This window comes from Amycolatopsis sp. CA-211722, from assembly GCF_056828465.1.
On the sequence record NZ_CP184752.1, the window covers coordinates 6,612,567 to 6,635,330 of the forward strand.

General features: G+C 69.8%; 25 protein-coding genes. 11 read left to right on the forward strand and 14 right to left on the reverse strand.

Annotated features, from left to right (window positions below; all coding sequences use genetic code 11):
• Positions 1-94 precede the first annotated feature (94 nt).
• Positions 95-1,315 (forward strand): hypothetical protein, encoded by a 1,221-nt coding sequence (locus ACOCEP_RS31245; protein ID WP_482332697.1) that lies wholly within the window; start codon positions 95-97, stop codon positions 1,313-1,315.
• Here ACOCEP_RS31245 and ACOCEP_RS31250 read toward each other — a convergent pair.
• From ACOCEP_RS31250 to ACOCEP_RS31275, 6 genes are all read right to left on the reverse strand, one after another.
• Positions 1,312-2,163, reverse strand: a complete 852-nt coding sequence (locus tag ACOCEP_RS31250; RefSeq protein ID WP_482332698.1) for a helix-turn-helix domain-containing protein — start codon at positions 2,161-2,163, stop codon at positions 1,312-1,314. The two genes, ACOCEP_RS31245 and ACOCEP_RS31250, sit on opposite strands and share 4 nt — an antisense overlap.
• A gap of 21 nt (positions 2,164-2,184) precedes the next feature.
• On the reverse strand, positions 2,185-2,988 hold the full coding sequence (locus ACOCEP_RS31255) for an SDR family oxidoreductase (RefSeq protein ID WP_482332699.1): 804 nt from the start codon (positions 2,986-2,988) through the stop codon (positions 2,185-2,187).
• 113 nt (positions 2,989-3,101) lie between these two features.
• Positions 3,102-3,614 (reverse strand): CGNR zinc finger domain-containing protein, encoded by a 513-nt coding sequence (locus ACOCEP_RS31260; protein WP_482332701.1) that lies wholly within the window; start codon positions 3,612-3,614, stop codon positions 3,102-3,104.
• A gap of 189 nt (positions 3,615-3,803) precedes the next feature.
• Positions 3,804-4,928, reverse strand: coding sequence for a tyrosine-type recombinase/integrase (locus tag ACOCEP_RS31265; protein WP_482332702.1), 1,125 nt, complete (start codon positions 4,926-4,928; stop codon positions 3,804-3,806).
• Between the two features lie 241 nt (positions 4,929-5,169).
• A complete protein-coding gene (locus ACOCEP_RS31270; protein WP_482332703.1) occupies positions 5,170-5,595 on the reverse strand; it encodes a nucleoside deaminase in 426 nt (141 codons plus the stop codon).
• Positions 5,592-6,461, reverse strand: coding sequence for an LLM class flavin-dependent oxidoreductase (locus ACOCEP_RS31275; protein WP_482332704.1), 870 nt, complete (start codon positions 6,459-6,461; stop codon positions 5,592-5,594). The genes ACOCEP_RS31270 and ACOCEP_RS31275 overlap by 4 nt, the downstream gene beginning before the upstream one ends.
• Positions 6,462-6,554: 93 nt before the next feature.
• On the opposite strand from ACOCEP_RS31275, the gene ACOCEP_RS31280 reads away from it, so the two are divergent.
• Entirely contained in the window at positions 6,555-7,001 is a 447-nt protein-coding gene (locus tag ACOCEP_RS31280; RefSeq protein WP_007034427.1) for an Lrp/AsnC family transcriptional regulator, read from the forward strand.
• 25 nt (positions 7,002-7,026) lie between these two features.
• Here ACOCEP_RS31280 and ACOCEP_RS31285 read toward each other — a convergent pair whose 3' ends face one another.
• Positions 7,027-7,407, reverse strand: coding sequence for a VOC family protein (locus ACOCEP_RS31285; RefSeq protein WP_482332705.1), 381 nt, complete (start codon positions 7,405-7,407; stop codon positions 7,027-7,029).
• A gap of 68 nt (positions 7,408-7,475) precedes the next feature.
• Positions 7,476-8,900, reverse strand: a complete 1,425-nt coding sequence (rox, locus tag ACOCEP_RS31290; protein WP_482332706.1) for a rifampin monooxygenase — start codon at positions 8,898-8,900, stop codon at positions 7,476-7,478.
• Positions 8,901-9,085: 185 nt separating this feature from the next.
• Between rox and ACOCEP_RS31295 the strand changes: the two genes are divergently transcribed.
• Together ACOCEP_RS31295 and ACOCEP_RS31300 are read left to right on the forward strand one after the other, a co-directional pair.
• Entirely contained in the window at positions 9,086-9,760 is a 675-nt protein-coding gene (locus ACOCEP_RS31295; RefSeq protein ID WP_482332707.1) for a TetR/AcrR family transcriptional regulator, read from the forward strand.
• Positions 9,757-10,890 carry an FAD-dependent oxidoreductase gene (locus tag ACOCEP_RS31300; protein WP_482332708.1) on the forward strand — a complete coding sequence of 378 codons (1,134 nt, stop codon included), beginning with the start codon at positions 9,757-9,759 and terminating at the stop codon, positions 10,888-10,890. Before ACOCEP_RS31295 ends, ACOCEP_RS31300 begins: the two co-directional genes overlap by 4 nt.
• On the opposite strand, the gene ACOCEP_RS31305 is transcribed toward ACOCEP_RS31300, so the two are convergent.
• Positions 10,881-11,471 carry a CGNR zinc finger domain-containing protein gene (locus ACOCEP_RS31305; RefSeq protein WP_482332709.1) on the reverse strand — a complete coding sequence of 197 codons (591 nt, stop codon included), beginning with the start codon at positions 11,469-11,471 and terminating at the stop codon, positions 10,881-10,883. The two genes, ACOCEP_RS31300 and ACOCEP_RS31305, sit on opposite strands and share 10 nt — an antisense overlap.
• A 95-nt stretch (positions 11,472-11,566) precedes the next feature.
• Here ACOCEP_RS31305 and ACOCEP_RS31310 point away from each other — a divergent pair, with 95 nt between their 5' ends.
• Genes ACOCEP_RS31310 through ACOCEP_RS31320 form a run of 3 tightly spaced genes read left to right on the forward strand, consistent with a single transcriptional unit; the run spans position 11,567 to position 13,413 of the window.
• Positions 11,567-12,334 (forward strand): MBL fold metallo-hydrolase, encoded by a 768-nt coding sequence (locus ACOCEP_RS31310; protein ID WP_482332711.1) that lies wholly within the window; start codon positions 11,567-11,569, stop codon positions 12,332-12,334.
• A gap of 51 nt (positions 12,335-12,385) precedes the next feature.
• Positions 12,386-13,129, forward strand: coding sequence for a dienelactone hydrolase family protein (locus ACOCEP_RS31315; RefSeq protein ID WP_482339856.1), 744 nt, complete (start codon positions 12,386-12,388; stop codon positions 13,127-13,129).
• Entirely contained in the window at positions 13,126-13,413 is a 288-nt protein-coding gene (locus tag ACOCEP_RS31320; RefSeq protein ID WP_482332712.1) for a hypothetical protein, read from the forward strand. The genes ACOCEP_RS31315 and ACOCEP_RS31320 overlap by 4 nt, the downstream gene beginning before the upstream one ends.
• Before the next feature lie 9 nt (positions 13,414-13,422).
• On the opposite strand, the gene ACOCEP_RS31325 is transcribed toward ACOCEP_RS31320, so the two are convergent.
• Positions 13,423-14,568, reverse strand: coding sequence for an epoxide hydrolase family protein (locus ACOCEP_RS31325; protein ID WP_482332713.1), 1,146 nt, complete (start codon positions 14,566-14,568; stop codon positions 13,423-13,425).
• A gap of 61 nt (positions 14,569-14,629) precedes the next feature.
• Between ACOCEP_RS31325 and ACOCEP_RS31330 the strand changes: the two genes are divergently transcribed.
• Together ACOCEP_RS31330 and ACOCEP_RS31335 are read left to right on the forward strand one after the other, a co-directional pair.
• Positions 14,630-15,196: a CGNR zinc finger domain-containing protein gene (locus ACOCEP_RS31330; protein WP_482332714.1), complete on the forward strand. Its 567-nt coding sequence runs from the start codon at positions 14,630-14,632 to the stop codon at positions 15,194-15,196.
• Positions 15,193-15,894 carry a class I SAM-dependent methyltransferase gene (locus ACOCEP_RS31335; protein ID WP_482332715.1) on the forward strand — a complete coding sequence of 234 codons (702 nt, stop codon included), beginning with the start codon at positions 15,193-15,195 and terminating at the stop codon, positions 15,892-15,894. Before ACOCEP_RS31330 ends, ACOCEP_RS31335 begins: the two co-directional genes overlap by 4 nt.
• Here the strand turns inward: ACOCEP_RS31335 and ACOCEP_RS31340 are convergent.
• Positions 15,891-16,820: an AraC family transcriptional regulator gene (locus tag ACOCEP_RS31340; protein ID WP_482332716.1), complete on the reverse strand. Its 930-nt coding sequence runs from the start codon at positions 16,818-16,820 to the stop codon at positions 15,891-15,893. The two genes, ACOCEP_RS31335 and ACOCEP_RS31340, sit on opposite strands and share 4 nt — an antisense overlap.
• 93 nt (positions 16,821-16,913) lie before the next feature.
• Between ACOCEP_RS31340 and ACOCEP_RS31345 the strand changes: the two genes are divergently transcribed.
• Positions 16,914-17,819: an NADP-dependent oxidoreductase gene (locus ACOCEP_RS31345; RefSeq protein ID WP_482332717.1), complete on the forward strand. Its 906-nt coding sequence runs from the start codon at positions 16,914-16,916 to the stop codon at positions 17,817-17,819.
• Positions 17,820-18,099: 280 nt separating this feature from the next.
• On the opposite strand, the gene ACOCEP_RS31350 is transcribed toward ACOCEP_RS31345, so the two are convergent.
• Complete coding sequence (locus tag ACOCEP_RS31350; protein ID WP_482332718.1) at positions 18,100-19,749, reverse strand: WXG100 family type VII secretion target; 1,650 nt, start codon at positions 19,747-19,749, stop codon at positions 18,100-18,102.
• Positions 19,750-19,848: 99 nt separating this feature from the next.
• Complete coding sequence (locus tag ACOCEP_RS31355) at positions 19,849-20,628, reverse strand: SDR family NAD(P)-dependent oxidoreductase (protein ID WP_482332719.1); 780 nt, start codon at positions 20,626-20,628, stop codon at positions 19,849-19,851.
• 84 nt (positions 20,629-20,712) lie between these two features.
• Between ACOCEP_RS31355 and ACOCEP_RS31360 the strand changes: the two genes are divergently transcribed.
• Complete coding sequence (locus ACOCEP_RS31360; protein WP_482332721.1) at positions 20,713-21,564, forward strand: helix-turn-helix transcriptional regulator; 852 nt, start codon at positions 20,713-20,715, stop codon at positions 21,562-21,564.
• On the opposite strand, the gene ACOCEP_RS31365 is transcribed toward ACOCEP_RS31360, so the two are convergent.
• Complete coding sequence (locus ACOCEP_RS31365; RefSeq protein WP_482332722.1) at positions 21,514-22,746, reverse strand: PucR-like N-terminal domain-containing protein; 1,233 nt, start codon at positions 22,744-22,746, stop codon at positions 21,514-21,516. The genes ACOCEP_RS31360 and ACOCEP_RS31365 overlap by 51 nt on opposite strands.
• Positions 22,747-22,764 lie beyond the last annotated feature (18 nt).

Below are 22,764 nucleotides of genomic sequence, written 5' to 3' on the forward strand. Positions count from 1 at the left end.
ACAAGCCTGGTTTGTGGGCTTCCCCACCTGCGTGGAGGCGGGGAATCTCCGGGATCGAACGGCGAGCTGACTCGACATTGTGGACACTCTGAGCGTGCTCCGAGAAGTCGACGACCTTGATCACCCCGCCGCTCCCGGCAAGGCGCCCCGGCAGGGGCGTCCGGCGCGTGTGTTCGAGAGAGTTCTCGACAGACTCGCCTCGTCGCCCTATCCGCGGGCGATCCTGCTGTATCTGGTGATCCGGACGGCGAGTGTCCAGCTGCTCGATCTGCTGGCCGCCCGGCGTGGTGCCACGCTGACCGATCGGCTGACGGCGTGGGACGGGCAGTGGTATCTGCGGCTGGCGGTGCACGGGTACGCGGACCTTCCGGGGACGCTGGATGCGGCGCGGCAGCCGTATTCGGACGCGCCGATGGCGTTCTTCCCGTTGTATCCGAAGCTCGTCGGCGCGGTGATGTGGCTCGGGCCGGATGTGGTGACGGCGGCGTTGACGGTGTCGGTGCTGGGCGGTCTGGTGCTGGCGTGCGGGTTGATCCGGATCGGGCGGGCGGTTTCGCCGGAGCGGGGTGACCGGACCGGGTTGTTGCTGGTGGCGTTGTGGGCCGGGGCGCCGATGGCGATCGTGTTCTCGATGGCTTACACGGAGGCGGTGTTCTGCGCGTTCGCGGTGTGGTCGCTGGTGGGTGTGCTGGAGCGGCGCTGGTTGCTGGCGGGTCTGTGCGCTTTCGGGGCGGGGTTGTCGAGGTCGACGGCCGTGGTGCTGGTCGTGGTGGTCGTCGTGGCGGCGTTGATCGAGGTCTTCCGGCGTACCGAGAAGCGCTGGTGGGCGTTGGCGGGTGCGGTGGTGGCTCCGCTGGGGGTCGCCGGGTATCTGGGGTTCGTGGCGTACCGGACGGGTAGCTGGACCGGCTGGCAGGACATCGAGTTGCGGGGCTGGAACACCGAGTTCGACTTCGGTGTGGAGACTGCGGATTCGATGATGGCGCGGTTGACCGGGGACGAGTCGGTGTTCAGCACGCTGACGGTGTTGCTGCTGCTGGGTGCGGTGGCGCTGGTGCTGGTGGCGGCATTCATCCGGGTGCCGTGGCCGTTGACGCTGTACGGGGCCGGGGTGCTGGTGCTGGCGATCGGTACGCGGGGATTGCCGGATGCGAAGATCCGGTTCATCCTGCCGGCTTTTCCGGTGCTGGTGCCGATCGCGATCGGGTTGTCGAAGCGGCGGACGGTGACGGCGGTGGCGGCCGCGGTGGCGTGGGTGGTGCTGGGCGCGTGGTTCTCGGCGCACGCGTTGACGGCGTGGCGGTACGCGATCTAGTGGTTCGATGCCGCCCAGGACGCCAGGAGCGCCAGGTTGTCGGCGGTCGGTGTGCCCGTGGGTGCGGTGTAGACGTTCAGGTGCAGGCTGGGTTCGGCGGCGAGTTCCAAGGGTTCGACGTCCAAGTCGAGCCGGCCCACGATCGGGTGGTTCACGCGCTTGCGGCCGGGCCGGTGCAGTCGCACGTCTTGAGATGCCCACCTACGCCGGAACGGCTCGCTGCGTGTCGACAGTTCGCCGACCAGGGCGATCAGTTCCTCATCGTGCGGATTGCGGCCGGCTTCCATGCGTAGCTTGGTGGCGACGGCGTCGGCGACGTGGTCGTAGTCGACGAAGAATTCTCGGGCCGCGTCGGGGTCGAGGTAGACGAATCGCGCCGTGTTCGCGGGCCGTCGCGGATCGGCCAGTACCGGTGAATACAGCGCGCGAGCGAGTTGATTCGTGGCGAGTACGTCGTAACGGCCGTTTCCGATCCAGGCGGGCGCGTCGGAGATGGCGTCGAGCACCTGCTGGAGCGTGGAGCGCACCGTCGCGGTGGTCCTACGCCGGTGTGGGGTGCCGGATCGGCGCGCGAGGTGGAACAGATGCCGGCGTTCCGCCTCGTCGAGTTGCAAGGCTGAGGCCAGCGCCTCAAGCACGCAGTCGGAAGCGCCGGCGAGGCCGCCGCGCTCCAGGCGCACGTAGTAGTCGACCGAGACCCCGGCCAGTAGTGCTACTTCTTCGCGGCGAAGTCCTTTGACCCGTCGGTTGCCGCCATACGCGGTCAGCCCTGCCTGCGCGGGTGTGATGCGGGCGCGCCGGGAGCTGAGAAACTCGCGGATGTCGGCGCGTGGATCCATTGTGGCCATCCTCCCACCGTAGGCCGACGCTCAGGTCCCCGATGCGGTCGTCGCGATGCCGCCGTCCACCGGGATGACGGTGCCCGTGAGGTAGGAACCCGCCCGGCTGGCGAGGAACACGGCGACACCGGCCATGTCGTCGTCGCGGCCGAGTCGGCGCAAAGGGGCCTTCGCCGCGATCGTGTCGCCGAGGGCATCGAGCGTGGCCGCCATCATCTGTGAGGGGAACGGGCCCGGGGCCACCGCGTTCACCGTGACGTGGTGTGGGCCCAGTTCCCGGGCGAGCACCCTGGTGAGTTGATGGAGTGCGGCCTTGCTGCCGGCGTAGGAGTAGTTGGGCGATTCGGCGACGTGGATGGCGGCGATACTGCCGATGTTGACGACCCGGGCGGGATCATCGGCGGTGCCCGCCCTGCGCAGTGCGGGGAGCAGCGCCTGCACCAGCCAGAACGGCGCTTTGAGGTTGAGGTCGAGCACCGAGTCCCAGGCCTCGTCCGGGAACGTCTCCAGCGGCTCTCGCCACATCGCTCCCGCGTTGTTGACCAGGATGTCCAGGTGATCCGAGTCGGCAGTGACCAGATCGGCGAGGCGGCGGCACTCGTCGTGCCTGGACAGGTCGGCGGGGATCGTTCGGACGTCGCCGAATTCGGACAACAGACGCTGCGCCTCCGCGCAGGCGTCCGCCTTTCGTGAGCTGATGACGACGCGGGCGCCCGCCTGGAGGAGGCCGCGCGCGATCATCGTCCCGATGCCCTGGGTGCCGCCGGTGACGAGGGCGAGCTTCCCGCTCAGATCGAACAGTTCCGGGTGAGGGGTGAATCGGTTGTCCGCCATGGGTCTCCTGTCATCGGCAAGGGCGATTCGACGAGGTTGACAGGCGTTTCGGGCGGCTGGGAGACCCTGGTGATCCAGGTACTGCGAGGGCTCCTTTGTCTGGTTCGCCGAAGCTAGCTCGCTTGCCGGTTCCGGTGGTCGGCGACGTGGACCCTGGTCGCGCAGCGGGTCGAACAGAATCGGCGGCGGCCGTTGCGGGAGACGTCGACGTAGACCGTTGCGCAGCCTTCGCGTGAGCAGACGCCGAAGCGGTCCGGGGCGTCGCAGACGAGGTGTGCGAGCCCGCCCGCGGTGTAGGCGCGGACGCGGGATGCGGTGCCGGCGTGGGCGTCGACGTAGTGCAGGTGGGGCGCCTTGCCGTCGTGGGTGGAGATGTAGGGCTTGGACGCGGAGTCGTGGAGCAGCGCGTTGACCAGGTCGACGCGGGTGGCCGGGTCGGCTTCGAAGACGGCCCGGAGCCTGGTGGTCCAGGCGATGATCTCGGTCGATTCGTGGTCCTTCACGGCGGCGACGGTCATGCGGTCGCGGAAGATCGCGGTCAGCGTGGCCGGGTCGGCGGCGTCGCCGAGGTTGATCAGGTCGGCGGCGATCTGCGCCGCCGCTCCGCCGTAAGGGTTGAAGTGCATTGACTCATTACAGCACGATCGGGGCATGGAAGCGAACAAGTGTCCGCGTTGTGGGTGGCCGCTGGCCGAACTGCCTGGGAGCGCGACGCCGTCTCAGCGGGTCTCGCAGGGGAGGCTGGAGTACGTCCGGTGTCTGTGCGGGAGCTGGCTCGCGCGTGTCGACGGTGTGGTGATCGGGGCGACGAAGTCTCAGCTCTGACGGTGGCGCGCGTCGGCGAGCAGTTGCGCGAGCGCGTGCACGGGAGAGGTCTCCAGCTTGTGGCGATGTGCGTCGTAGCGGTCGCGGGTGGTGCGGATGTCGGCGTGTCCCAGCAGGTCCTGGACCTTCTGCACCGGGACGTCGTTGGCCAGCAGCAGGGTGCCGGTGGTGCGCCGCGCGGTGTGCGGGGAGATGGTGTTCGCTTCGGCGAGCCCGGCGGCGCGGGCCTGCGCCCGCAGGAGGAACCAGACATCCCGTTGTGCCAAGGGTTTCCCGCCGGATTTGGTGCTGTCGTAGCGGTGGGGCATGGTCGCGACCAGCGGGCCGGTCAGCTCGTCGGGACGGACGCCGGTGCGCGCGGCGCGTAGTTCGAGGTAGCGCCGCAGCGGGTGCTGGGCGGCGGGGACGAGCGGGACGAAGTCGCGGTGGCCGCCTTTGGCGGTATAGCGCAGGATCGTGTGCCCGGAGTCGGTGTCGAGGTCGCCCACGGTGGCGGTGGTGAGGCCGGAGACGCGCAGGCCGGTGTAGAACAGGATCGCGACCACTGCGGCGTCGCGCCAGGACGGTTCGGTGTCGTTCGCCCGGGCCCGCTTCTCCATGTGGTTCAGCAGTTTCGCCGTCGACTCGCCGCCGAGCGCGGGCAGCGGCGGGGTCTTGCCGGTCTTGGGCCGGTTGACCGCGGACACCGGGTTGCGGTCGGCGATGTCGTTGGACTGCAGGTACCGGTACCAGCTGGAGATGCCGGCGAGGGTGCGCGCGACGGTGGAATCGGCCGCGGGCCGGGGAACGCCGTCCTTCCCGGTGACGGTGAGGGTGTTCTTCCAGGCGTCGACGTCGGCACGGCGCGCCATGAGCGGGTCGAGCCCGGTGCGGGCGCACCAGCCGAGCCACGCGGAGAGGTCGGCGTAGTAGGCGCGGCGGGTGTGGTCGGTCTTGTCGGTCTCGAGCCAGAGCGTGGTGATGTGCCGGATCGCGTACCGGTCGAACGGGTCGGCTGGGGGAAGCGCGGGCAGCAGCGCGACGGCTTCGGCGAGGATCTGCCGCCGGTTCTCGGGCCTGGTCTCCGGAAGCCGGGACGGCGGTTCCGGCGCGGTGGGCACGAGTTCGGCGGACATCGTGATCATCCTAGGCGCTCCGTCCCCTCGTGAGTGGTGAGGACGGTTCCAGTCGAGGGTGTCTTGGGTACCTACTGGCTTCCGGCCGCCGTTGACCCCCGGTCTCGGTCTGCTGGGGCTGGAGCCGGTGTCGCGAAAGCCACTTTCGGGACACCAGACGTCTCGAAAGTGGCTTTCGCAACCCCGGCCAAGCCCGGCACCCGGCGGTACCGAGTGGGTCTGGTCTCGTGAGTGGGGATTCTCAGGTGTAGTAGCCCTCGACGGGGACGCGGGCCTCGTCGTACAGCGCCGGCCCCTCCAACTGAACCGGCGGTGCGGCGGCGGGTGGCTTCAGGGCGGTGACCTGCTCGCCGGAGAGGGCGAACACGACCCGGCCCAGGCCGGAGCGTTCGATGGCGCCCTGGCACATCCCGCACGGCTGGCAGCTGGTGTACATGGTGGTCGCCGCGGCGACGGCGGGTTCGAGTTCGCGGGCGGCCCACACGGCGAGTTTCAGCTCCGGGTGCAGGCTGATGTCCGATTGCGACACCGTGGTGTTGTGGTCCTCGGCCAGCACCGTGCCGTCGGAGCCGACCAGCAGCGAACCGAAGGGCGGGTCTCCGTCCTTACGGGACTTCGCGGCCAGTTCGATGGCGCGGCGGAGGAACTTCTTGTCTTCTTCGGTCATCGTCGGTCCTGTTCGGTTCGGTAGTGGCCCAGTTCCCAGTGTGCGGCGACGGTCGCCAGTGCCTGCCAGGCGGCTTCCGGGCGGAGGGTCTCGGCGGGGTCGCCGGAGAACGGGTCGAGCACGACCGTCTCGGCGCCGAGGTGTCGAAGGTGCTCGAGGTCGCCGGCGATCTGTTCGATCGTGCCTTCCCCGGCGGGACGATCCGGCCTGGTGACCGGGCGGTCGGTGAGGTTGAGCAGGATCCGCGGGGCGAACGCGGGGACCGGGCGGTCGTGGGCGTCGGCGATGGTCTTGACCCTGGTGAGGGCTTCGGTGAGCCAGGGGAGGGTGGCGCGCAGCGGATGCCAGGCGTCTCCGACCCGGACGGCGCGGCGGATCCCGGCGTCGCTGTTGCCGCCGACCCAGATCGGGATGTCGCCTGCGCGGTAGTCGGCGTCGTCGGCCCAGGCTTTCCGGACGGCGTCGAGGTGGCCGTCGGTCAGCTTTCCCCGTCGCTCGAACGGGACGTCGAGCGCTTCGAACTCCTGGCGGGCCCAGCCGGAGGCGACACCGAGTACGAGCCGTCCGCCGCTGAGCTGGTTCAGGTTCGCGGCCATGCGGGCGATGAGCAGTGGATGCCGGTACGGGACGATGAGCACGGTGGTGCCCAGCCGGATCCGGTTCGTCACGCTGGCGAGCCACGACAGCGTCGTGAACGGTTCGTAGAACGGAGCCGGGTACTGCTCGGCGACGTCGGGGGTGATGGCGACGTGATCGGACACCATGAGCAGGTCGTAGCCGAGGCCTTCGACCGTGGTGGCCCAGCCGCGGAGGATGCCGGGGTCGGTCCCCGGTCCGAAATTCGGGACGTTGACACCTATTCGCACAGGTCAAGGCTATCGGCGGGGCCCGAATCCCGGGAAGGGATCTTTCCCGGCGTATGACCGTTTCCGCCGTGGATCTGCCGGTATTCTCCCCGCATGGCCGAGACTCTCGACGCGACGGACTGGGCGATCCTGGTCGAGCTGCAGAAGGACGGGCGCCTTCCCCTCACCGAGCTGGGGAAGCGGGTCAGCTTGAGCGCGTCGGCGACCACGGAACGGGTCAAACGGCTGGAGTCGGCCGGGGTGATCACCGGCTATCGCGCCGAAGTCGACCTGGAGAAGGCCGGGTACGTGGTTCTCGCGGTGGTGCGGCTGAAGTACCCGGGCAGCAAACACGCGCCGTTGCACAAGCTCCTGGCCGAGCGGACCGAGATCCTCGAATGCCTCCGTACGACCGGTGACGACTGCTATTCGCTGAAGATCGCGGCTCCGTCGATGGGACGCCTGGAGGAGATCGTCAACGAACTCGCGCTCTTCGGGAGCACGAACACCAACATCGTCTACAACCAGACGTTGCCGTACCGGGGCCCTCAGGGCCCGTGACCACGCCGGCCACGGGCCCTGCGGATCACGCGGTCTCCCACAGCCCCATGACGTTGCCTTCGGGGTCCTTGAAGTAGGCGGCGAAACCCATGTCGCCGACCGCGGTCCGGCCGACGAGGGTCGCGCCGCCCTGCTTGTCGATGACCGCGAGCGTGTCGTCGATGCTGTCGACGTCGAGCACGATCACCGGGCCCGGCGCGGGGCTGAGCTCCTTGGCGAGCATCCCGCCGTTGATGAACCCCGGCTCGGCGGGCATACCGGTCTCGGCGGTCGGCCCCGAAGCGACCATCGTGTAGTCCATCCCCGGTATCGTGTCGGCCTTCCAGCCGAACACCTCCCGATAGAAGCCGCGTGCGCGTTCGCCGTCCTCGAACGGAATCTCGAAGTGCACCACCCGTCCGGCCATGGTCACCATCTCCTGTCGTGGCTGCGGATCCGGAACGGCCTCAGCCAAGAGCCGCCGTCTCCGGCGCGCTAGAGGACTTCGCCCTCTCCGAACCACCGGCGGACGGCACCGGTGAGCTCGTGCTGGTCTTCCCCCGCCCACGCCACGTGACCGTCCGGCCGCAGCAGCGCGGCCGGTACCTCCAGTTCCTCGCCGACGTCGACGTGATCGACCCGGTCCGACCAGCCGCGCACCGACAGCGCGCCGGTCCGGTCGAGCAGCAGCCCCCGGCCGCCGCGGGTGAGCCCGTACAGATGTCCTTGCTGGAGTTCGAGGTCCGGCATTCGGCGGCCGACGAGTTCGTGTCCGCCACCGAAGTCGTAGCGGATCGCGGTCGCGGTGATCTTCTCGGTCAGGAACCGGCTCACGTTGTCGAACTCCATCAGTTCCGCCAGCAGCCGCCGGACCGCCTGCGAGCCCGGGTCGAGTGACATCAGCTGCATCTGCGCGCGGGTGTTGTCCAGCACCGCGGCGGCCACGGGATGCCGTTCTGTGTGGTAGGTGTCCAGCAGGTCCTCCGGCGCCCAGCCGTTGACCGCGGCCGCCAGTTTCCAGCCGAGGTTGAAGGCGTCCTGCACGCCGAGGTTGAGCCCCTGGCCGCCGACCGGTGGATGGATGTGCGCGGCGTCGCCGGCGAGGAACGCGCGTCCGGAGCGGTAGTGCTCGGCCAGGCGGGTGGCGTCGCCGAAGCGCGACAGCCAGCGTGGTGAGTGCACGCCGAAATCGCTGCCCGCGACGGCTTTGAGCTGTCGCTTGACCTCGTCGAAGGTCGGCGGGATCCGCGGGTCCTCGGCCAGGCCCTCGGCGGGCACGCCGACCCGGTACACCCCGTCGCCGATGGGGGAGAGACCGAAACGCAGCTGGGTCTTGCGGACCTCGGTCATCACCGCGAGCACCGTTTCCCAGTCCTCGGTCACTTCCATCTCGCCCAGCAGGGTCTCGGCGGTGGCGGGCTCCCCGGGGAACTCGATGCCGAGGAGTTTGCGCACCGTACTGCGGCCGCCGTCGCAGCCGACGAGATATCGCGAGCGCAACCTGGTGCCGTCGGCCAGCTCGACGTCGACCCCGTCCTCGTCCTGGCTCAGGCCGACCAGTTCGCGGCCACGCCGGATCTCGACGCCCACCTCGGCGGCGTGGTCGGCCAGCAGCCGGTCGGTGACGGTCTGCGGGATGCCGAGGATGTAGGCGTGCGCGCTGTCGATCGACGGCGGTGACTTGACGATGCCCGCGAACGAGCCGCCGAGCGGGTATTTCGTCCCGTTGTCGAGGAAGCGCTCCAGCAGGCCACGCTGGTCCATCACCTCGATGCTGCGCGCGTGCAGGCCCATGGAGCGGACGACCTTGGTCTGCTCCAGTTCTTTCTCCACGACGACCACACGGACGCCGTGCAGCCGCAGTTCGGCGCCCAGCATCATGCCGGTCGGTCCGCCGCCGGCGATGATCACGTCGATCAAGGATTCCCCCGTTTGTCGAGCTGGAAGCGGTAAGGCGGAGGATTCTGCGGCATCACCGGGGTCTTGCCGCAAGCCCCCGGGTGCGCTATACGTTGGAAGTGGCAGGGCGAGTCGATCTCCCTGCCATTGTCGTTTCAGGACAGGTCGAACATGTTCGTTACGAACATGTTCGGTACGATGGTCGTATGGCACCCGAGAAGAGCCGCCGGGAACGACCGGCCAAACCCGCGCTGACCCGTGACGGCATCGTCGCCACCGCGGTCGCGATCCTGCGCGAAGAAGGCCTCCGGAAGGTCACGATGCGCCGTCTGGCGCAGGAACTCGACACCGGCGCGGCCTCGCTCTACGTCTACGTCCGCAACACCGCCGAGCTGCACGCGGCGATCCTGGACGAACTCCTCGGCACGATCGCCCCGCCGCCGTCCGACGGCGACTGGCGCGACCGGCTCGAACGGCTGCTCGCGGCCTACACCGCGACGCTGCTCGAATATCCCGGACTGGCCGTGTCCGCGCTGGTGGCCCGGCCGAGCGGCGAGAACTACCTCGCGCTGTGCGAAAACCTGCTCGCCCTCCTCGCCGAGGGTGACGTGGCGCCCGGACGGCGCGCCTGGGGGATCGACATCCTCCTGCAGCACGCGACGGCGACCGCGGCCGAACACGCCGACCAGGATTCGCCGGAGGAATGGGACGCGCTGGCCCGCGCCGTCCGGGACGCGGACGAGACGACCCACCCCCAGATCGCCGCCCACGCGGACGACCTGCTCACCGGAACACCCGTGCAGCGGATGTCGTGGGGGCTGCGGGTGCTGATCACCGGAATCACCCACACCGGCCTCCCCGCCGAAAGGAACCGGACATGACCACACATCACCCCATCGCGATCATCGGCGGCGGCCTCGGCGGACTCACCTTGGCCCGGGTCCTGCACGTGAACGGCGTTCAAGCCGTGGTCTTCGACCTGGACGCCTCGCCGTCCGCGCGCACGCAGGGCGGAATGCTCGACATCCACGTGGAGTCCGGGCAGGCGGCACTGCGGGCCGCCGGGCTCCACGACGAATTCCGGGCGATCGTGCATCCCGGAGGCGAGGCCGTGCGCATCCTCGACCGGCACGCGGTGGTGCACCACGAGGAGTCCGACGAAGGTGACGGCGGACGTCCGGAAGTGGCCCGAGGCGATCTGCGTGACCTGCTTCTCCGTTCCCTGCCCGAAGGCACCGTGCGCTGGGGTGCCAAGGTCGCCGGCGCTCACCCGCTCGGCGGCGGCAGGCACGAAGTCGTCCTCGCCGACGGGACGGCGTTCACCACGGACCTGCTGATCGGTGCCGACGGCGCGTGGTCGAAGGTCCGGCCCCTGGTGTCCACCGCCGAACCGGCCTACGAGGGCGTCTCCTTCGTCGAAGTGCATCTGAACGACGCCGAGAATCGCCACCCGGCGAGCGCGGCACTCGTCGGCGGTGGCATGTTCTTCGCGCTCGACGCGGGCAAAGGGTTCCTGGCGCATCGCGACACCACCGGCAGCCTCCATGTCTACGTCGCGCTGACGACCGCCGAAAACTGGATCTCCACCCTCGACTTCACCGACACCGCCGCCGCCAAAACGGCCCTCCTGGACCACTTCGACGGATGGGACGCTGGACTACGGGCCCTGATCACCGACGCCGACGGGGAGCTGACCCCGCGGCCGATCCACGCGCTGCCGATCGGTCACCGCTGGGACCGGACCCCCGGTGTCACCCTCCTCGGGGACGCCGCCCACCTGATGTCACCGTTCGCCGGCGAGGGGGCCAACCTCGCGATGCTCGACGGCGCCGAACTCGGCCTCGCGCTCGCCGCGCATCCCGGCGACGTCGAAGCCGCACTCGGCACGTACGAGTCGGCTCTGTTCCCGCGCAGCGCGGCCTCGGCGGCCGAATCCGCCGAAAGTCTCGCCGTCTGCTTCGCCGAAGACTCCCCGAAACCCCTGCTCGACCAGTTCGCGTTCTACCGCTGACCGGCGGGCTGTGAGCGCCTGGCATAGGCGCGGGCGGCACGAGCGCGGTCACCGCAGCGCACGGAACACCACTGGCGCCGCCCGTTGCGCAGGAAGAACCGCGTGCACGGCGGCGACCCGCAGGCGGCGATCCGCTCCGCGTCCGGACCGGTCAGCAGGTCCGCGGCGTTGGCGGCGAGTGTCGCCAACGCGTGCTCGACGATCTGGGTGATCGGATGCGACGCGGTGCGGTACAGCCCACGGGCCGGGTCCCAGCGCAGAAGCTCGGCCGTGGGCGCCTTGCTCAGCGCTTCGTTGACGGCGTTGAGGGCGCTCTGCGGAGCCGGATCCGAGCACGACCTCGACGCGAGCAGCACCCGCACCTGCTCACGCAACGACCGGACCAAGCCCGCGCACATCTCCTGCAGACCGGCGTCGACCGGGGCGAGCCCGTGGTCGGCGAGCCACGTCGTCGCGGCCGCCGGAGTGCCGAGCAGATCGGTGAACTGACCGCCGGGCAGCGCGAGCGTGGTGTTGGCGAGCGCCAGCGCGACGTACTGCTCGGCACCCGGCGCAGGGGGAAGGGCAGCGGTGTCGTCCACGCACCCATGGTAGTTCCTCACGGAATTGGTTGCACTCTTCCGTGAGAACTCGCTAACCTCACGGAAGACGACATTCATATCCGTGAGGAGAAATCATGCACCAGCTAGGCGAGCAGCTTTCGGTCCAGGTCTCCGGCGGCCCGACCGCGGTGATCGACTACGGCGGCCTGCGGTTCGTGACCGACCCGACCTTCGACGAGCCCGGCCACTACGAGCGGCCCGACGGGAGACCCGGCCTCACCAAGACCGCGCCCGCCTCGCTGAACCCAGCGGATCTCGGCCGCATCGACGCAGTCCTGCTCTCCCACGACGAGCACCCCGACAACCTTGACCACTCCGGCCGGAAGCTGCTGGCCGACGTCCCCCTGACGCTCACCACACCCAGCGGCGCGGGCAGGCTCGGCGGCACCGCGAAAGGCCTGGCGACCTGGGAAACGGTCGAGCTCGACCGGCCCGGCGGGGGAACCGTGACCGTGACCGGCGCACCCGCGCTCCACGGGCCGGAAGGTTCGGAGAAGATCACCGGCGACGTCGTCGGCTTCGTACTCACCGGCCAGGGCCTTCCGACGGTCTACGTCAGCGGCGACAACGCCTCGCTCGACGCCGTCCGGCAGGTCGCCGACCGGTTCGGGCCGGTCGACACCGCAGTGCTCTTCGCCGGCGCGCCGCGCCTCAAGCCGGTCTTCGACGGCGCCCTTCTCGTCCTCGACAGCGCGCTGGCCGCGGACGCGACCCGGATCCTCGGCGCCCGCACGGTCGTCCCCGTGCACATCGACAGCTGGGCCCATTTCACCGAGGGCCGCGAAGACCTGGTCGCCGCGTTCACCTCGGCCGGGCTGGCGGATCGGCTGCGGCTGGGCTGAGCTTGATCGTCTACGTTCGGAATCACACCGACGAGACGAGGGAGCACCGCCATTCCCGCCACCACGCTGAGCATTCCCACCCCGGACGGCCGGGCCGACGCCTTCGCCGCGTTCCCCGACGACGGCGGGACGCATCCGGGTGTCCTGCTGTACCCGGACGCGTTCGGGCCACGCCCCGCACTGTGGGACATGGCCCGCGAACTGGCCGGGCACGGCTACCACGTACTCGTCCCGAACGTCTTCCACCGGCACCGCCCGGCCCCGGTGTTCGATCTGCCTCAGCACATCACCACCGAAAACCGGCCCGCGCTCTTCGAACAGATCATGCCGCTCATCGAAGAGCACACCACCGAACGCGCACTGGGCGACGCCGCCGCGTACCTCGACTTCCTCACTTCCAGGCGTGAGGTCCGCGGCGGGCCGGTCGCCACGATCGGCTACTGCATGGGCGCCGTCCTCGCGATGCGCACCGCGACCGCCCACCCCGGCCGGGTCGCCGCCGTCGCCGGTTTCCACCCCGGGGCCCTGGTCACCGACGAGCCCGACAGCCCGCATCGGCAGATCCCGGGTCTCACCGCGAAAGTCCATCTAGGACTCGCCGAGAACGACCTGACACCCGAGGCGATCACCGAGATCAGCCACGCGTTCGACGCCGCCGGTGTCGGCTACAGCTGCGAGATCTACCCGGGCACCGTGCACGGCTTCACCATGTCCGACACCGACGCCTTCGACGAGGCCGGATCGCGGCGCCACTGGGAACGGCTGCTCGCCCTTCTCGGCAGCACGCTGGGATGACCTGGCCCGAGAAGGACACCCGCCGGGTGTCGCTGCGCAACGGCCAGTCGTTCCTCTGGCACCTCGATGCCGACTGGGAAACGACTACCCGCATGATCCGCGTCAAGGAAGACGGCGCCGACGGGCAGGTACTTCTTCTCGACCCGTACCACCACGACTTCCTGCCGACGCGGACACAGGTCCGCCGCGCCCTTCGTGACGCCTATCGCGCAGGCTGGCAGCCGGCCACGCGACGCCCGCCGCTCGAGATGGTCTTCGACGGCGAGCGTTTCGTTCCCCGCTGACGGTGAACCTCACCGACCCGGCGCGGCCAGCACCGCCGCGACGCCTGCCCGCAAGTCGTCGACGAAATATCCGGGCACTTCCAGCGACGGGAAATGGCCTCCGGATTCGGGAGCGTTCCAGCGGACGATCCGCCGGTACCGCTCCTTCGCCAGCGGACGTGGGCACTTCTCGATGTCGCGGGGGTACATGGTGATCGCCGACGGGACGTCGACCCGGAGCCCGGGGTCCAGCGAGGCGTGGCTTTCGTAGTAGATCCGGGCCGCCGACGCGCCGGTCCGGGTCAGCCAGTACAGCGTCACGTCGTCGAGAACGCGGTCTCGGGAGATTGTCTCGAACGGGCTGTCCTCGGTGTCGGACCATTCGGCGAACTTGTCGAGGATCCAGGCGAGCAGCCCGACCGGTGAGTCGACCAGGGAGTACCCGATGGTCTGTGGCCGGGTCGCCTGCTGTTTCGCGTACGCCGCGCGACGGCCCCAGAAATCACGGGTCTGCTCGGCCCACTCACGCTCGACCGGCGTCAGCCCGTCCAGGGACGACCCCGGCAGCCCCTGCGCGAACGTCGAGTGGATACCGAGTACCCGCTCGGGGAACCTGCCCCCGAGAACCGTGGTGACATTGCCTCCCCAGTCGCCGCCGTGGGCAAGGAACCTTTCGTAGCCGAGCCTTCCCATCAGCTCCACCCAGGCGGCCGCGATCTTTTCGGTGCCCCACCCAGGAGTGGCAGGCCTGTCGCTGTACCCGAACCCCGGCAGCGAGGGGGCCACGACATGGAACGCCGGCGCGTCCGCGTCCTCCGGATCCGCGAGCTCTTCGATCACGTCGACGAACTCGGCGACGCTGCCCGGCCAGCCGTGCGTCATGACCAGGGGAGTGGCGTCCGCGCGCGTCGACCGGCGGTGCAGGAAGTGGATCCCCAGGCCGTCGATGATCGTGCGGAACTGGCCGATCCGGTCGAGGCGCTCTTCGAACGACCGCCAGTCGTACCCCGTGCGCCAGTAGTCCACGACATCGACGAGGTCGGCGAGCGGAACACCCTGCCCCCATCGCGGGACCGTCTCGGCTTCCGGTAGCCGCGCCGCGGCCAATCGCGCGCGCAACTCCTCGAGTTCGGCCTCCGTCGCGCGGTTTTCGAATGCTCGAACCTCGTCGGTCATGAGACCTCCTGCCTCGCGGAACCGGCTAAGACGGTTCTACGGTACCGGCTAAGGTGGTTCCATGTCTCCCGGGTTTCCCGACTTCCGCCTCGGTAGCGTGCTGGCGACCAGCTTCACGGCGACGTTGACCGAGCGTCACGGCGACTCAGTGGAGCGCATACCCGTGCCGCACCGGCTCGTCGACTGGCTGGCCGTGACCGGTCTCGAGGTGGACTCCTGCACCACCGGCGAGCTGGACCTCGCCCGTGAGCTGAGGGAGGCGATCCACGCCGCCGCGACAGCGACAGCGCTCCAGGAAGCACTTCCAGCGCCTGCCGTCCAGGTCATCAACGAGCACAGTGCCCGGGGACGACCGGTGGCCGCTCTGACGCCCACGGGGGAGCGGCGATGGCGCGTGTCCCGTGTGGAAGACGCCCTCAGCGTGATCGCCGCCGACGCGATCAGCCTTATCGCGGGCGAACGAGACGGAAAATTCGCCCTGTGCGCGTCACCGACCTGCCAGGCCGCCTTCTTCGACGCCAGCCAAAGCCGCACCCGCAGATGGTGCGACATGAACACCTGCGGGAATCGCCAGAAGAAAGCCCGGTTCAACGCCAGCCACCGCAAGAGCCCTGGAGCAGCCCGTTGAAGACCCCCGAAAACGACTACGACGCCTTCGCCGAGGCATACGCGGCCGAGACCGAGAACAGCCTGCTCAACGCCTACTACACACGGCCCGCGATCCTGGATCTCGCGGGAGACGTGGCCGGCAGGCGGATCCTCGACGCCGGCTGCGGCGCCGGCCCCTTGTTCGAGAAGCTGCGCGAGCGGGGCGCGATCATGACCGGCTTCGACTCCAGCGCCAAGATGCTGGAGCTGGCCAGGAAACGGCTCGGGGACGACGCGGCCCTCCAGGTCGCCGACATCGGCGCCCCACTGCCCTTTCCCGACGCCGCGTTCGATGACGTCATCGCCGCCCTCGTCCTGCACTACCTCGAAGACTGGACCGCGCCGCTGGCCGAGATCCGGCGCGTGCTGAAACCCGGCGGCAGGCTGATCATGGCCGTCAACCACCCGCTCATCTTCAAACTCGTCCATCCCGACGCGGATTACTTCCAGACCGCCAAGTGGTCCGACGAGTACACCTTCGACGGCCGGAAAGCCGTGCTGACCTACTGGCACCGGCCGCTGCACGCGATGACCGACGCGTTCACCGCGGCAGGCTTCCGGACCACCGTCGTCAGCGAGCCCCCTCCCGCGCCGGGCGCGCGCGAGCGTTTCCCGGAGGAACTCGAGGGCAAGACCGCCTTCCTGAGCTTCTTGTTCTTCGTCCTCGAAGCCGTCTAGGGCTGGATGTTCTCCAGGTTCGATCGCCGGTACCTGCCGGGCGGAGTCTCGTACTGGCGTTTGAACGCCACGGCGAGCGCGAATTCCGACCGATAGCCGACGGCATCGGCGATCGAGCCGAGCGGCGCGTCGGATTCGCGCAGCAGCCTCGCCGCCGTGGTCATGCGCCACCAGGTCAGGTAGCGCATCGGTGGCCGGCCGACCAGTTCGGTGAACCTTCTGGCGAACGGCGCCCGGGACAGGCCCGCGAGCGCGGCGAGCGACGCGACCGTCCAGGGGTGCGCCGGTTTCCGATGGATGGCGTGTAGCGCGGCCGCGACGCCAGGATCGCGCAACGCCGCCGCCCAACCGGTGCCGGACTCGGTCCGGGCGCTGTCGAACCAGGCGCGCAGGGCGTAGAGCAGCAGTATGTCCAGGAGCGCGGGAATGGCGGCGTCCGTGCCGAGCCGCGGCTGAGCCGCTTCGGCGCCGAGCAGGTCCACCACGGTCCTCAGCTCGAAGAGCCCATCGGCGCGGGTATCGAGGTGGACGACCTCGGGCAGGTCCTCAAGCAAGGGGTGCCGCCCCTCGGGCGCGAGCTCGTAGGCGCCGCACAGGGTGACGGTGGAGGATCCCGGCGTGTCGGCGAGTGCGAGAGACCGGTCCTCGGTGGCCGGACCGCAAGGCCGCACGGCCGGCGGCGTGGCCGGGCTGTCGGCCAGCACGTGCCCGCGTCCGTGCGGCAGGAGCACGACGTCACCCGCGACAAGCCGCACCGGCTCGGCACCGGCCGGAACGAGTACGCAGCTGCCCCGCACCACCACCCGAAAGCCGACGGCGCCGGGCACTGGCGAGAACTCCTGCGCCCATGAGCCCCGCCACGTCACGAGAGCCGATCTCGGACGGCCGGCGCGGACCACCGACAGCACGTCGCTCAGCACGTCCACAGCGGCGAGCCTACGCGTTCCGAGACGATCGCGAAGGAAATAGGCGGGTTTGACACATGGTTCGTCTCGCGAGCCGTCCCTACGGTCAAGAACATGAAAGCCGCACGGATTCATCGGCATGGGGACCCGACCGTCATCCGCATCGAGGAGGTCGCTCGGCCCGTCCCCGCGGCGGGCGAGGTGCTGATCGAGGTCGCCGCCACCTCCTTCAACCCCACCGAGGTGGCCCTGCGCTCCGGCGCGCTCCGCGACCTCGTCCCCGTGACCCTGCCGCTCACCCTGGGCTGGGATGTCGCGGGCACGATCGTCGAACTCGGGGAGGGAGTGCGCACGCGCGCGGTCGGAGACCAGGTCGTCGGCTGGATCGATGGCGCGGCCGCGGAGTTCGCCGTGGCCGACGCCGCGGTGCTGGCCACCGCGCCTACCACCGTCCCCCTCGCCGACGCGGCCGCACTGCCGCTCGCCGGGTTGACGGCGTGGCAGGCGGTCGAGCGCGCCCGCCTCGTCCCGGGTGAACGGCTGCTGGTCAACGGCGCGGGCGGCGGCATCGGCGGTTTCGCCGTCCAACTCGCGAAACGCGCCGGCGCACAGGTGGCCGCCACCGCCAGTCCGCGTAGCAGGGAGGCGGTCCTGCGGTACGGCGCGGACCTGATCGTCGACTACACCACCACGTCGCTCGGGGAAGCGCTCGACGGTCAGGTCGATGTCGTGCTGAACCTCGTCGGTCTCGACGAGGCACGGAGCGCGGCACTGGCCGCGCTCGTCCGGCCCGGTGGTCGCATCGTCTCGGTCACCAACGAGTTCGACGCGCCGAATGCCGCCCGGGTCGTCGCCCGTAACGACTCCGCCCATCTCGCCGAACTGGTGGCCTTGGTCGACAGCGGCACGATCGCCGTCGAGGTCACCGAGCGGCACGGCTTCAGCGCGCTCGCCTCCCTGCACCGTAGAAGCGAACAGGGTGGCATCCGCGGCAAGATCATTGTCCTGCCAGGGGCCTGACCAGGTAAAACGCTCTCAGATCGCCGCTGAGCGCCTGATCCGGGGCCCCTGGTGTCTTTCCGTCCCGGGTTCGCCGTCTCCGAATCGCGTATTTCGCGCCCACTTCAGGGGCACTCAGTCATAAGGGGCATTATCACCGTGCATCCGTCTGACCACAGTTTCGCGCACAGAAGTCGCGAAACTAGTTACGCGTAACGCGTGAACGGACAAAAAGGACAGCTTTCTAGTGCTTCGATGAGTTGGTGAGGCCGTAGACGTGCCAGGACGGCGGGGCCGGGGTTCAGGGGAGAACGTCGCCGAGCTTGGTCAGCCCCTCGCGGATCCCGTCCTCGATACGCCGGTACGTGTCCGCGCCCGTGACCAGGCTGTCGGCGATGCCGCCGACCGTGTCCGCCCCCGCCGCGAGCCGATCCCCGGCGCCGTTGACGTGCTTGGTCAGCGTGTCGCTGAAGGTCGCGGCGGCCGGAACCTCGCCGAGCAGACGCGACACCAGTTGCAGCCGCGACATCGCGCCGGCCGCGGTGCTCAACGTCGACGTCGCCCCGTCCAGGACGCCCGCGGCACCGACCAGCGAATCGGGATCGGTTTCGTATCCGGCGTCGCCAGGGGAGAGCGCGCCGTCCGGGTCGAGTCCCAGCTCCTCCAAGGAGATCCTGGTCAGCTCGGGCTCGTCCCACTTCGAACCCGGGTTCTTCTGGTAGCCATAGGCGCCGGATTCGTGCGCCAGCACGATCTCGCCGTCGATCTCGACGGCTTCCTCGACGCCGTGCGAGTCGTAGCCGTCCTCGTTGCCCGGCTCGCCACCCTTCAGCTCGATCTCCTCGCGATCGTTGAAGTCGTACCACTCCGGCGTGCGGTCCTGCCGGTAGAACTTGCCGCTGTGCCCATCGGACGAGGAGAAGATGAACTCGTCGTCGCGCACCACGACACCCTGGACGTTGTTCGGTGTCTCGATCGGATCTCCGGCCTTGTCCGGCTGGGGTGAACCATCCGGACCGAGCGGGACTTCATAGAGCCGGTTGTTCCCGTAGTCGCCCACGAAGAGCCTGCCTTGGGCGTAGGTGACGTAGCTGTGGGCGGGCGTCGGGACCACGTCGATGGCGTCGACCGGCTTACCGCTGTCCTGCGCGGCGTCGAGTGCGGCCTTGTCGTAGACGTACACGTAGCCGTTGGACGACACCCAGACGTGCTCGCCGTCCGTCGCGACGCCACCGGTATGGGTCGGCGCGCCGACGTCGCCCTTGCCGTTGAGATAGACGTTCCCCGTCTCCACGCCGGTCTCGTAGTCGACGTAGGTCAGCCTGCTCGGCGTCAGCCCTGGCCCGATCGGGCTGTCACCGGAGCCGTCCCCGTCGCCGTCGTGGTACGAGCCCACCAGCAGGTTCTCGCCGTCGTACGCCAAGCCCTGAGAGGTCCATGGCTCGCCTGGGTCGACGCCGCTGATGTCGGCGTTGCCCTCGCTGTCCCAGCCCGAACCACCACCGCCGTCGGTCGTCGCAGCCAGCGCGGTGAGCCTGCTTTCGTAGGTCTGCTGGGCCACGGTCAGCGCCCGGACGGTCTTCATCGCGATCTCCGGCGCTTCGAGAAGGTCGCTCAGGCCGAGTTCGCGCCAAGGCTTGATGGCGGTGTCGGCTGCCGTCCGCAGGGCGGTGTAGGCCTTCGCCGCGCCCTCGACGGCGGCCTCCGCGGTCTGGAGCTCGGCGTACACCTCGGCGACGGCCCGCGAGGACGCTTTCGCCTTGCCGACGAACTCGGCCGCCGCCGTGCCGCGCCAGGATCGCGCCGCCCGCAGCGCGCCGTCGGAGATGCCGTCCGCGACGGTCTGCAACGACGCCTTGGCGTCGGCGATGGAGGCGCCGACCTCGGCGATGCCCGCCGCGTCACCCGACGTGAGCTTGGCGTGGAGCGGTTCGGGATCCAGGAACGGCATCGGCTTCTCCTCGGGCAACCCCTGGTCAGGGTGGGTCGTGCGCGTTCAGACGCCGCCAGGCGGACAGCGGTTCCCGCGCATCACCCACCCCGCTCCCGGTCAGGCCAGCATGCCGCCGTCCACCCGCAAGACCGTTCCGGTCACGTACGAGGCGCGATCACTCAGCAACCACGCGGCCGCCTCGGCGATCTCCCTCGGTTCGGCCACCCGGCCCAACGGGGTATTCGCGTTGAGCCGGTCGAGGATGTCCGGCGAGCTCGCGACCCACTCGTCGAACATCTCGGTCAACGTCGTGCCGGGGGCGACGGCGTTGACGCGGATCCCCTCCGGGCCGTAGGTGGCGGCCGCCGCGGCGGTGAGGCCGTTGACGCCCCGTTTCGTCGCCCCGTACGCCGGGAGTTCCGGGTTGGCCATCAGGCTGCCGACGCTGCTGTTGTTGACGATGGCCCCGGTTTTCGCGGTGGCCCGGATCGCCTCGATCTCGGCGACCATCGCCAGCCACGGGCCCTTGAGGTTCACCGCGTAGATCCGGTCGAAATCGGCCTCGCTCACCTGGTCCATCGGGCCGGGCGGCACGTTCGTCGCGCCGTTGTTGAACGCGACGTCGAGCCTGCCGTGCAGGTCCACGGCACGGCCGACGGCCGCGCGGATGCTCGCCGCGTCGCCGAGGTCGCAGACGACGTGGTCGGCGATGCCGCCGTCCTCGCGGATCTCTTCGGCCACGGCCTTCAGCTGGGATTCGGTGCGGGCGGCGAGGACGACGCGGGCGCCTTCCCGGGCGAACAGCCGCGCGGCCGCGGCGCCGATACCGCGGCCGGCGCCGGTGATGAAGGCGACCTTGCCGTCGAGCAGGCCTGGAACAGTCGTCGTGGTGGTCATGCCCCGAGATTTCCTCCGCCGCCGGCACGTATCCAGGCACCGGCGGTACCTGGCTGACGGACCGGGATCGTCCACACTGGAGTGGTGGACAGACGACAACTCGCGGACTTCCTGCGCACCAGGCGGGCGCGGATCACCCCCGCGGACGTCGGCCTCCCCGCCGGGCACCGCCGCCGCACGCCGGGACTGCGACGTGAGGAAGTGGCGCAGCTGGCGTTCATCTCGACCGAGTACTACACCCGGCTGGAGCAGGCCCGTGGCCCACGCCCGTCTCGTGAGGTGCTCGCCGGCCTGACCAGGGCACTTCGCCTGTCCGACGTGGAACGCGACCACCTGCACCATCTCGCCGGCGCGCCGCCGGGGCCGCCACCCGGTCCGTCCCGAGAGGTCCGGCCGAGCATTCTCGCCCTGCTGAACCGGCTTCCGCAGGCGGCGGCGATCGTGCTGTCGGCGACCTACGACGTGCTCGCCTGGAACGACCTCGCCGCCGCGTTGATGGAGGACTTCTCCGCATTGCCGCGGCGGGACCGTAACCTCGTGCGCCGAGCCTTCCTCGGGCCGCGGCCGGGTGGGCGCCGTCTCTACGGGGTGTCCGATGTGGACGAGTTCTCCGCGAGCGCGGTCCGTAACCTCCGGGCCGCCGCGGGCCGCTATCCCGACGATCCCGAGGTCGCCGGGCTGATCCAGGAACTCCTCGACGGCAGCGAGGAGTTCGCCCGGTTGTGGGCCGCGCACGACGTGTGCGCCTCGCCCGCCCTGTGCAAGACCTTCCGGCATCCGGTGGTCGGCCCGGTCAGCGTGAACTGCGACGTCCTCGACATCTCCGACCGCGACCAGCAGGTCGTGATCTACACCGCCGACCCCGGAACACCGTCGGAGAACGCCTTACGCCTGCTGTCCGTCGTCGGGACGCAGCGGATGGACGCCCCGCGCTGAGCGTTTTGTAGGTTCCCTCGATACCAGCGGATCGATCCTCAGCGCGATCGCCAGCGCGAATCGCCCGGCGGGATCGTCGATCGTGCCGCCGAAGAGCGAGCGCAACTGCCGGATCCGGTACCGGACGGTCTGCACGTGGACGTGCAGTTCGACGCCGATCGCCTGCGGCTGGTCCGGCCGCGCGAGCCACGCCGCGAGGGTCGTGGTGAGCCGTTGCCTCGCCGGTTCCGGCAGACCGGCCAACGGCGCGAGGACATCCTGCGCGAACTCGGCGGCGAGTTCGGGATCGGCGGTCAGCAGCAGATCGATGCGGTGGTCGGCGGTGTGGACCAGCGGGCTGTCACCGAGCGCGCCCGTGCGGGTCAGCCGCCACAGCGCGCTCGCCCGGCGGGCGCTGAGGGCGGCCGAGCGGAGCGGCACGACCGGTCCGACTCCGGCCTGGTCGTCGCCGAGCAGGTCCCGCAGGCGGCCGAGGTACCAGTCGAGCCGGTCGGCGGGCATGACGACCGCGGTCAGATCGTGGTGACGGCCGATCAGCACCCGGCCCGGCATCCGGTCCAGCAGCTGCGGTGCGACATCGGCACTGGTCACGGCGATGACGAGGCGGCCAGGCAGCACCCACGCGGCTTGGCTCGCCGCGTCGTCGAGCTGGTCGCGCGTGGCGGCCGGTTCGGCGAGCAGGAGGCCGAGGAGCCGGTCACGCCGCGCTTGCCCTGCCCGCGCCGCTTGCGACCGTGCTTCGGCGTATCCGTCCGCTGCCGCCGCGGAGAGCTCCGCGATGAAGGCGAACAGCGCCTCGCCGAGTTCGACGATCGCCTGGGTCGGCAGGTCCACCGCCGGCGCCGCCGACGTGAGCTGCCGCCAGACACCCAGCGCCGCCGATTGGTAGAAGCCGAGCATCTCTTCGAGGCTGCGGCCGGCGGTGTGCTGTGCCCGGCCCTGCGCCCGGTAGACCTCCCGATCGGTGGTGATGTCGGGATGCCCGATCTCGCTGAAGAAGGCGTGCAAGGCGACGTCCAGGGTGACCTGGAGGTTCGCCGCCGTCCGGTCGTCCAGCGGGGTGCGCAACCCGGCGCGGACCTGGTCCATCGCGGCGGACGCGATGGCGGCGGTGTCCGGCTCCAGCCGTGTCAGCACCGAAGCGTCCAGCCTGCGCCAGGGCTGCGCAGACGCCTTCGTCATAGAGGCAACCTACAAAAC